Genomic DNA, 8,361 nt, shown 5'->3' on the forward strand with positions numbered 1-8,361 from the left:
GGGGTAGGGGCGCGGGTCAGGATTCTCGGACGAAGTCGTCCATGTGGTCGCGGACGTAGTCGAGGACGCGTTGTTCGAAGTCCTGGGGTTCGTTGATGTCGTAGATCTCGTCGGGGTCTTCGGCGCGGTCACCGGAGGGGCGGCGGATCTGGTCGGGGGTAGCCAGGGTTCGGTGTTCGTCTTCCCAGAAGCGGTCGAGGTCGTCGTCGGCCGAGCTCAGGGAGGCGTCGCGGGCGGCGATGATTGCCGCGGCGGCTAGTTGGGGCATGCCCGCTGCCCGTAAACCTCTTGTGGCCCAGGGGAGTTCGCTGCGGCGGGTTTTCAGGTAGCCCGAGAATCCCGCGTCCAGGACGCTGGTGTGCAGGCTCGACAGCGCCAGCAGGTGGGAGAAGGCCGGGGGGAGTTTGCCGAAGGCGCCGATGCCGAGGCGTTGGAGGTCGTCGGTGGCCGGGTTCGACCAGAAGACGGTGTCGGCGGCGTCGTGGATGCTGTCGGTCTCGGCGAGTGCCTTCGTCAGGGCCGATCTTGTGTGCGCCGGGAAGCGATAGTCCATGGGAGAAGTATTCAGGGACGCAGCCCGACGCCCGCATCGCGGAGGGTGGTGAGGGCGGCCTGGGTGGTTTCCGGGGCGACACCCGCGGTGAGGTCGAGCAGGACCGTGGTGTCGAAACCGGCTTCGGCGGCGTCCATGGCGGTGGCGCGGACGCAGTGGTCGGTGGCGATGCCGACCACGTCGACGGCGTCGATGTGGCGGGCCCGCAGCCAATCGGTGAGGGAGGTGCCGTCCGCCGCCGCGCCTTCGAATCCGGAGTAGGCGGCGGTGTACTCGCCCTTGGAGAAGGTTTCCTGGATGGGCGAAGTGTCGAGCGCCGGGTGGAAATCGGCGCCGGGGGTGCCCACGCGGCAGTGGGGTGGCCAGGAGTCGACGTAGTCGGGCTCGGTGGAGAAGTGCGGACCGGGATCGATGTGCCAGTCACGGGTGGCCACCACCGCGTCGTAGTGCTCGGCGGCGACGAAGTCGGTGATCGCGGCCGCGACCGCCGCGCCGCCCGCTACCGCGAGGGAGCCACCCTCGCAGAAGTCGTTCTGTACGTCCACGATTATCAGACCGCGTGCCATGTCATCCTCCAGCTCGTTTCGACCGCACCATTCTCCGCCGCATGATGCCGAGCGGCCACCCGGTTCGGTGACGGTGGCTGCCATCGCGGGCAGGCCGCGGCGGACACTCAGCCCAGGAACGTGGTCGGCACGGCGGGTTCGCCCGCGGAGAGCTTCAGACCTTCCCACGGCAGGCTCACCAACCCGCGCGCGACCAGCTCGCGACTCTGCGCCAGCGTGGCGACATCGTCGACCACCTTGCCGCCACGAACCAGCGGCACCTGCAGCTCACGCACCTGAAAACCGTTGTCGGCCGGCGCTTCTCCACTTTCGGGGTAGACGATCTCTTCGACGATCGTGCCGGTGGCGCGGGCCAGGCGCACCGCCTTCTTGGCACCGCCGCGCGACTGTTTGTGGCTGGACCGTTTGGCGACCGGAATGCCGTCGACCTCCACCAGCTTGTAGACCATGCCCGCGGTCGGTGCGCCCGAACCGGTGACCACCGACGTGCCGACGCCGTACACATCGACCGGTTCGGCACGCAGCGCCGCGATCGCGTACTCGTCCAGATCGCCGGAGACGACGATGCGGGTGCCGGTGGCGCCGAGTGCGTCGAGCTGGGCGCGAACCTGTCCGGCCAACACGCCGAGGTCGCCGGAGTCGATGCGAACACCGCCCAGTTCGGGGCCCGCGACCTCGATGGCGGTGGCGACGCCCCTGGTGATGTCGAAGGTGTCCACGAGCAGGGTGGTGCCGATGCCGAGCGTGTCGATCTGGCTGCGGAACGCCGCTGCCTCGTGCTCGCCGTCCGCGCCGCTGTGCAGCAGGGTGAACGCGTGCGCGCTGGTCCCCGCGCCCGGCACGCCGAAGCCGCGCACGGCCTCGAGATTGGAGGTGGCGTCGAAGCCGGCCAGGTACGCCGCGCGCGAGCTCGACGGCGCGGCGAGTTCGTGGGTGCGCCGCGAGCCCATCTCGATCATCCGGCGCCCGGCCGCCGCGCTCACCATGCGGGCCGCCGACGAGGCGATGGCGCTGTCGTGGTTGAAGATCGACAGTGCCAGCGTCTCGAGAACCACGCATTCGGCGAAACTGCCGCGCACGGTCAGGATCGGCGAACCGGGGAAGTACAGCTCACCTTCGGCATAGCCGTCGATATCGCCGGTGAAGCGATACTCGCGCAACCAGTCGACGGTGGCGGGATCGAGGAATTTCGCGACCACGGCGAGCTCGTCGGGGCCGAAGTGGAAATGGTGCAGCGCGTCGAGCAGGCGGCCGGTGCCCGCGACGACGCCGTAGCGGCGCCCGTGCGGCAACCGCCGGGCGAACACCTCGAAGGTGCACTGCCGGTGGGCTGAGCCGTCGGCCAGCGCCGCGGCCAGCATGGTCAACTCGTACTGGTCGGTCAGCAGCGCGGTGCTGGCGAACTCGTCACGGATCTGCACATCCGAAACTCTAGTCACCGCGGGTGTTGTTTCCTCCCGGCCTCGTCGTACCCTGGTTTTCATGGCCGTGTGCAATACCGTTCGGGCCGGCGCCGTCACCGACGCTGTGAACGCCGCACTGTCGGCACCGCAGGCGACGCCGGAAACCACGGAATTTACCGAGATCCTGGAGGCTGAGGACAGGCCCTGGGTCACCGTCGTCTGGGACGATCCGGTGAACCTCATGCACTACGTCACCTACATCTTCCAGAAGCTTTTCGGCTACAGCAAAGCCAAGGCGACCGAGCTGATGATGCAGGTGCACAACGAGGGCAAAGCGGTGGTGTCCTCGGGTTCGCGCGACAAGATGGAGCAGGATGTGCGCCGGTTACACGCCGCCGGGCTCTGGGCAACCATGCAGCGCGACTGACTACCTGAGTAACCTGGGCCTGTGCGTAAGTGGAGCAGGAAGAACTCACTGAGTGGCCTCAAGCTTCGATCCGAAATGGACGAGCACGAGGCCACCGTCCTGCGCTCCCTGATCGGCGCGGTGTCGGGCCTGCTCAGCGATCGTGCCGGCGAGGCCCCCGAAGACGAACTCGCCGCGCTCACCGGCCTGCGCACCGGCAACTCCGCCCCACCCGAAGACCCGCAACTGCTGCGCCTGCTGCCCGATTTCCATCGCGCCGAACCCGGTTCCCCCGACGCCAAACGCGCCGACCTCAACAGCGCGCTGCGCAGCCTGCACGAGCCCGAGATCATCGACGCGAAACTGGCCGCTGGGCAAGCGGTGCTCGACAGCTGTCCGGAACTGGGCGGCAAGGTCGTGCTCACGCCCGAGCAGGCCGACGCGTGGCTGGCCGCGCTCACCGATGTGCGCCTCGCGCTGGGCACCCTGCTCGACATCGACGACGACACGCCCGACCATTTCGATCCGGAGGACCCACGCGCCCCGCATCTGGACGTCTACCACTGGCTGACGTGGATGCAGGATTCACTGTTGCAAGCGCTCGCGCCCTGAGCGAGACCGGATTCGCGAACGAAGGACGAGACAATGCGCAGCGGACCCGGGGTACGCAACTCGATCACTGATGTCGCCGGTGTGCTGATCGGCCATCATCAGGCGCTCGACGCCGAAGTCACGCTCGGCACCGGCGCCGCGACCGGCTGCACCGTGGTTCGGGTCCCCGGCGGCGCGACCGCCTCGGTCGATGTGCGCGGTGGCGGGCCGGGCACCAGGGAAACCGACCTGCTCGACCCGGCCAACACCGTCCGCCGACTCAACGCCGTGCTCCTCAGCGGCGGCAGTGCGTACGGCCTCGCCGCCGCCGACGGGGTGATGGCCTGGTCGGAGGAACACGGTGAGGGCATTGCGATGGACCCGACCGACCCGAGCCGCGTGGTACCGATCGTGCCGGGCGCGGTGATCTTCGACCTGCCTGTCGGCGACTGGGGCGTCCGGCCCGACGCGGACTTCGGCTACCGCGCGGCCGCGGCGGCGTCGACCGAGTTCGCCAGGGGCACCGCGGGTGCGGGCGTCGGGGCGAGGGCCGGAGCGTTGAAGGGTGGAATCGGTTCGGCGAGTGTGGTTCTCGCCGACGGTCCAGGGGTCGGGGTGACCGTCGGCGCGGTGATCGTGGCCAATCCCGTCGGGTCGGTCGTCGATCCGCGCACCGGGTTCCCGTGGGGCGTCGGCACCGATGGACCCGAATTCTTCGGCTTGCGCACGCCGACGCCCGCCGAGATCGCCGCGTTGACCGCGCTGCCGGTGAAGGGCACGGTCCTCAACACCACGATCGGCGTGGTCGCCACCGATGCCGCCCTCGACCCCGCGGGCTGTCGACGAATGGCCGCCACCGCGCACGACGGGCTCGCCCGCGCGATCCGGCCCGTGCACTCCCCACTCGACGGGGACACGCTCTTTGCCCTGGCGACCGGGGCAAGAGAAGTCGCGCCCACCGAGTTACCCGCCGCGTTCCCCGCCGATCTTCTCCTGCTCGACCAGTTGTGTACGGCCGCCGCCGTGGTTGTCGAACGTGCCATCGTCGATGCGGTGCTCAGCGCGACTTCGATCGCCGGGATCCCCGCCTATCACGACCTCTTTCCGCGCTGATCGCCGTCGGTTGGCGCCCGACCGCCCGGGTGCCACCGCCCCACGCACGACCACCCCGTCGGCGTTGCCCCCGCCCTCGGTCGGTGCTGCCGATTCGCGGCCCGAACCACCTGCTGACCAGCCCCGTGACCACGTGCCGCACCTGCGGTGACGGCCCGGCCGGGACCGGAGTGTGTGCCCTGCGGAATACCCGAATAGGGTGAGTCGTTGTCGAGGAAGGTGCTCGACAGCACGCAGGCAGGATGTGGAAAGGGTCGATGAAGTGCTGGTGATCAGGGCCGATCTCGTTGATGCGATGGTGGCACACGCCCGCGCCGACCACCCGGACGAGGCCTGCGGCATCATCGCCGGGCCCGAGGGCAGTGACCGGCCCGAACGCTTCGTCGCGATGGTCAACGCCGAACGCTCGCCCACCTTCTACCGGTTCGATTCCGGGGAACAGCTGCGCGTGTGGCGCGCGATGGACGACGCCGACGAGGCGCCGGTCGTCATCTACCACTCGCACACCGCCACCGAGGCCTACCCGAGCCGCACCGATATCTCCTACGCCGCCGAACCGGACGCGCACTACGTGCTGGTCTCCACGCGCGACCCGCAGTCCCACGAGCTGCGCAGCTACCGCATCGTCGACGGCGAGGTCACCGAAGAACCGGTGCGCGTCGTCGATTCCTACTGAACCCGTCCGAGAAAAGTCACCACCCTTCAGGAGCTCCCATGCCGGTAACCGTGTCCATTCCGACCATCATGCGTGGCATCACCGGAGGTGAGAAGCGAGTACAGGGCGAGGGCTCGACACTGTCCGCGCTCATCGCCGATCTCGACGCGAACCACCCCGGCCTGGCCGAGAAGCTGCTCTCCGACGGCAAGCTCAACCGCTACGTCAACATCTACGTCGACGACGAGGACGTGCGCTTCTCGGGTGGCCTGGAAGCCGAGGTGCCCGCGGGCGCGTCGGTCACCATCCTGCCCGCCGTGGCCGGCGGCGCCTGACATCGTGGCCCGCTACGAATCGCTGATCGCGACGCTCGGCAACACCCCGCTCGTCGGATTGCAGAAACTGTCCCCGCTGTGGGACGGCGACGACCACGTGCGGCTGTGGGCCAAGCTCGAGGACCGCAATCCCACGGGGTCGATCAAGGACCGGCCCGCGCTGCGGATGATCGAACAGGCCGAGGCCGACGGCCGACTCACGCCCGGGTGCACGATCCTGGAGCCGACCAGCGGCAACACCGGGATCTCGCTGGCCATGGCGGCCAAACTCAAGGGGTACCGGATCGTCTGTGTGATGCCGGAGAACACCTCGGTGGAGCGGCGTCAGTTGCTCACGATGTTCGGTGCCGAGATCATCGACTCGCCCGCGGCGGGAGGATCGAACCAGGCGGTGGCCAAGGCCAAGCAGATCGCGGCGGAGAATCCGGACTGGGTGATGCTCTACCAGTACGGCAACCCGGCCAACGCGCTCGCGCACTACGAGGGAACCGGCCCCGAACTGCTGGCCGATCTGCCCGAGATCACGCATTTCGTCGCCGGCCTCGGAACCACCGGAACCCTGATGGGCACCGGGCGGTACCTGCGCGAACAGGTGCCGGGCATCGAGATCGTGGCCGCCGAGCCCCGATACGGCGAGCTGGTGTACGGGCTGCGCAATATCGACGAGGGGTTCATTCCCGAGCTCTACGACGAGAAGGTGCTCACCACCCGGTTCTCGGTGGGCCCGTACGACGCCGTGAAGCGGACGCGGGAGCTGGTCGGCGAGGAGGGAATCTTCGCCGGGATCTCCACCGGCGCCATCCTGCACGCCGCCCTCGGTGTCGCCACGAAGGCGCGCAAGGCCGGGAAACGGGCCGATATTGCGTTCGTGGTCGCCGACGGCGGGTGGAAGTACTTGTCTACCGGGGCATACGACGGCACGCTGGACGAAGCCGAAGAGAAACTGGACGGGCAACTCTGGGCCTGACCCGATCCGCCCTCACTTCGGTACGCTCAGGTCAGTGGGCTGTTCCACGGCCCCGTGCCGGAGTGGAGGCGATGTCGGTGAGCGGTGGGGTGGGTGCCTCGTTCGATCCTGATCGGATCTCGGGGTTGCGCGGGAACGCGAGTTCGGGGTCCGGTGCCGCACGCGGGGCGTCGTGGATTCGGGCCGCGGTGGGGATCCTGGGCTTCGTGGGCGCGCTGTATCTGATCGAGGGCGTCGACATGGTCCTGTCCCACGATCAGCCACCAGGGGCGCCGGGCGAACTGGACGCGGCGGGCATCGAGCCGCGCGAGGTAGCCGGGCTCGACGGCATCCTGTGGGCGCCGCTGCTGCACGGTGGGTGGGACCATCTGTTCGCCAACACCCTGCCGTTGCTGGTGCTCGGATTCCTCGTGCTGCTGTCCGGGATCGGGCGTGGGATCGCGGCGACGGCGATCATCTGGGTGATCGCCGGAATCGGCACCTGGCTCACGGGCTCGACGGGGAGTGTGCACGTCGGAGCCTCGTCGATCGTGTTCGGCTGGCTGACCTATCTGATCTGTCGCGGGTGGTTCGCGCGCAATGTGGGACAGATCGTGGTGGGGCTGGTGATCCTGGTGTTCTACGGCTCGATGCTGTGGGGCGTGCTCCCGAGCGACCCTCGAATTTCTTGGCAGGGGCATCTTTTCGGGGCGGTGGGTGGAGTGCTCGCGGGCTGGGTACTCTCGTCAGATGAACGTCGACGCCGCCGTGGAGCATCGGTCGGCCGCGCAGTACCAACGCGGTAGCCGGGGATCCGGTCTGGAAAATGGGGGGATCCTGCATTGAGTACCAGCACGTCGTGGCAGCATGGGGGCATGCGCCTTACCGTCCTCGGGTGCTCGGGCAGCGTGTCCGGCCCGGATTCCCCAGCGTCGGGCTACCTGCTGACGGGCCCTGATATGCGGCCGATTGTCATCGACTTCGGTCCCGGGATCTTCGGCGCGTTGCAGAAGCACATGAACCCGGCAGAGGTGGACATCTTCCTTACCCATCTGCACGCGGATCATTGCCTCGATCTGCCCGCGCTGCTGGTGTGGCGTCGCTACCACCCGAATCCGCCGACCGGCAAGGCCCTGGTGCGCGGGCCCTCCGACGCGGCGCTGCGCATCGGGAACGCCTCCGCGGAGATCGGCGGGGAAACCGACGACTGGTCCGACGTGATCGACTCGCAGGCCTGGGTAGAGAACACGCCGATTCCGTTCGGCTCCGGTCACACGGTGGAAGCGCGCCGGATGTTCCACCCGCCGGAGTCCTATGGGCTGCGGATCACCGCCGCCGACGGTCGAGTGTTCGTCTACACCGGCGATACCGCGATGTGCGATGCCGTCGTCGAGTTGTCGCAGGGCGCCGACGTGCTCATGGCCGAGGCGTCGTGGACTCACGATCCGGCGAATCGTCCTGCGGGGATTCATCTTTCAGGTACCGAGGCGGGCGAGATCGCCACTCGTGCGGGGGCCAAGGAACTGTTGCTGACACACATTCCGCCGTGGACTTCGCGGGAGGATGTGATCGCGGAGGCCAAGGCCGCGTTCTCGGGGCCGGTTCATGCGGTGTCGCCGGGGGAGACTTTCGACCTGTAGGGGATCGGTCGGGGGGATCGGTGTGTCCGGGGTTTGAGTAGTCCCAGGCAGGTTTGACGCTGTGTTTTTGGCGCGCTGGCGCGCGCGTGTCCGCGGCCCTGAGGGGCCGCCGGTCAGGCGCCGTTGCTTGCTCCTTCGTCGCCTACGCAACGG

At 68.4% G+C, this 8,361-nt stretch carries 11 protein-coding genes; 8 read left to right on the top strand and 3 right to left on the bottom strand.

Annotation, left to right across the window (positions count from 1 at the left end; all coding sequences use genetic code 11):
• Positions 1–16: 16 nt before the first annotated feature.
• The 3 genes from ACFWUR_RS28985 to ACFWUR_RS28995 form a co-directional block, all read right to left on the bottom strand.
• Complete coding sequence (locus tag ACFWUR_RS28985; protein ID WP_378911071.1) at positions 17–553, bottom strand: hypothetical protein; 537 nt, start codon at positions 551–553, stop codon at positions 17–19.
• Positions 554–564: 11 nt separating this feature from the next.
• Positions 565–1,119 (bottom strand): isochorismatase family protein, encoded by a 555-nt coding sequence (locus ACFWUR_RS28990; protein ID WP_378911073.1) that lies wholly within the window; start codon positions 1,117–1,119, stop codon positions 565–567.
• Positions 1,120–1,226: 107 nt separating this feature from the next.
• Positions 1,227–2,540: a nicotinate phosphoribosyltransferase gene (locus tag ACFWUR_RS28995; protein WP_378911075.1), complete on the bottom strand. Its 1,314-nt coding sequence runs from the start codon at positions 2,538–2,540 to the stop codon at positions 1,227–1,229.
• Positions 2,541–2,601: 61 nt separating this feature from the next.
• On the opposite strand from ACFWUR_RS28995, the gene clpS reads away from it, so the two are divergent.
• From clpS to ACFWUR_RS29035, 8 genes are all read left to right on the top strand, one after another.
• Positions 2,602–2,949: an ATP-dependent Clp protease adapter ClpS gene (gene clpS, locus ACFWUR_RS29000; RefSeq protein ID WP_266296122.1), complete on the top strand. Its 348-nt coding sequence runs from the start codon at positions 2,602–2,604 to the stop codon at positions 2,947–2,949.
• Positions 2,950–2,970: 21 nt separating this feature from the next.
• Entirely contained in the window at positions 2,971–3,540 is a 570-nt protein-coding gene (locus tag ACFWUR_RS29005; RefSeq protein WP_378911077.1) for a DUF2017 domain-containing protein, read from the top strand.
• A 33-nt stretch (positions 3,541–3,573) separates the two neighbouring features.
• Positions 3,574–4,632, top strand: coding sequence for a P1 family peptidase (locus tag ACFWUR_RS29010; RefSeq protein ID WP_378911078.1), 1,059 nt, complete (start codon positions 3,574–3,576; stop codon positions 4,630–4,632).
• A gap of 262 nt (positions 4,633–4,894) precedes the next feature.
• Positions 4,895–5,308, top strand: coding sequence for a Mov34/MPN/PAD-1 family protein (locus tag ACFWUR_RS29015; RefSeq protein WP_378911086.1), 414 nt, complete (start codon positions 4,895–4,897; stop codon positions 5,306–5,308).
• A 38-nt stretch (positions 5,309–5,346) separates the two neighbouring features.
• Complete coding sequence (locus ACFWUR_RS29020; protein ID WP_101464168.1) at positions 5,347–5,622, top strand: MoaD/ThiS family protein; 276 nt, start codon at positions 5,347–5,349, stop codon at positions 5,620–5,622.
• Between the two features lie 4 nt (positions 5,623–5,626).
• Positions 5,627–6,589 (top strand): PLP-dependent cysteine synthase family protein, encoded by a 963-nt coding sequence (locus ACFWUR_RS29025; protein WP_378911080.1) that lies wholly within the window; start codon positions 5,627–5,629, stop codon positions 6,587–6,589.
• Positions 6,590–6,660: 71 nt separating this feature from the next.
• Positions 6,661–7,374, top strand: coding sequence for a rhomboid family intramembrane serine protease (locus ACFWUR_RS29030; RefSeq protein WP_378911082.1), 714 nt, complete (start codon positions 6,661–6,663; stop codon positions 7,372–7,374).
• A 69-nt stretch (positions 7,375–7,443) separates the two neighbouring features.
• On the top strand, positions 7,444–8,208 hold the full coding sequence (locus ACFWUR_RS29035) for a cyclic nucleotide-degrading phosphodiesterase (protein WP_378911084.1): 765 nt from the start codon (positions 7,444–7,446) through the stop codon (positions 8,206–8,208).
• Positions 8,209–8,361 lie beyond the last annotated feature (153 nt).

This window comes from Nocardia sp. NPDC058633, assembly GCF_042717045.1.
GTDB lineage: Bacteria > Actinomycetota > Actinomycetes > Mycobacteriales > Mycobacteriaceae > Nocardia.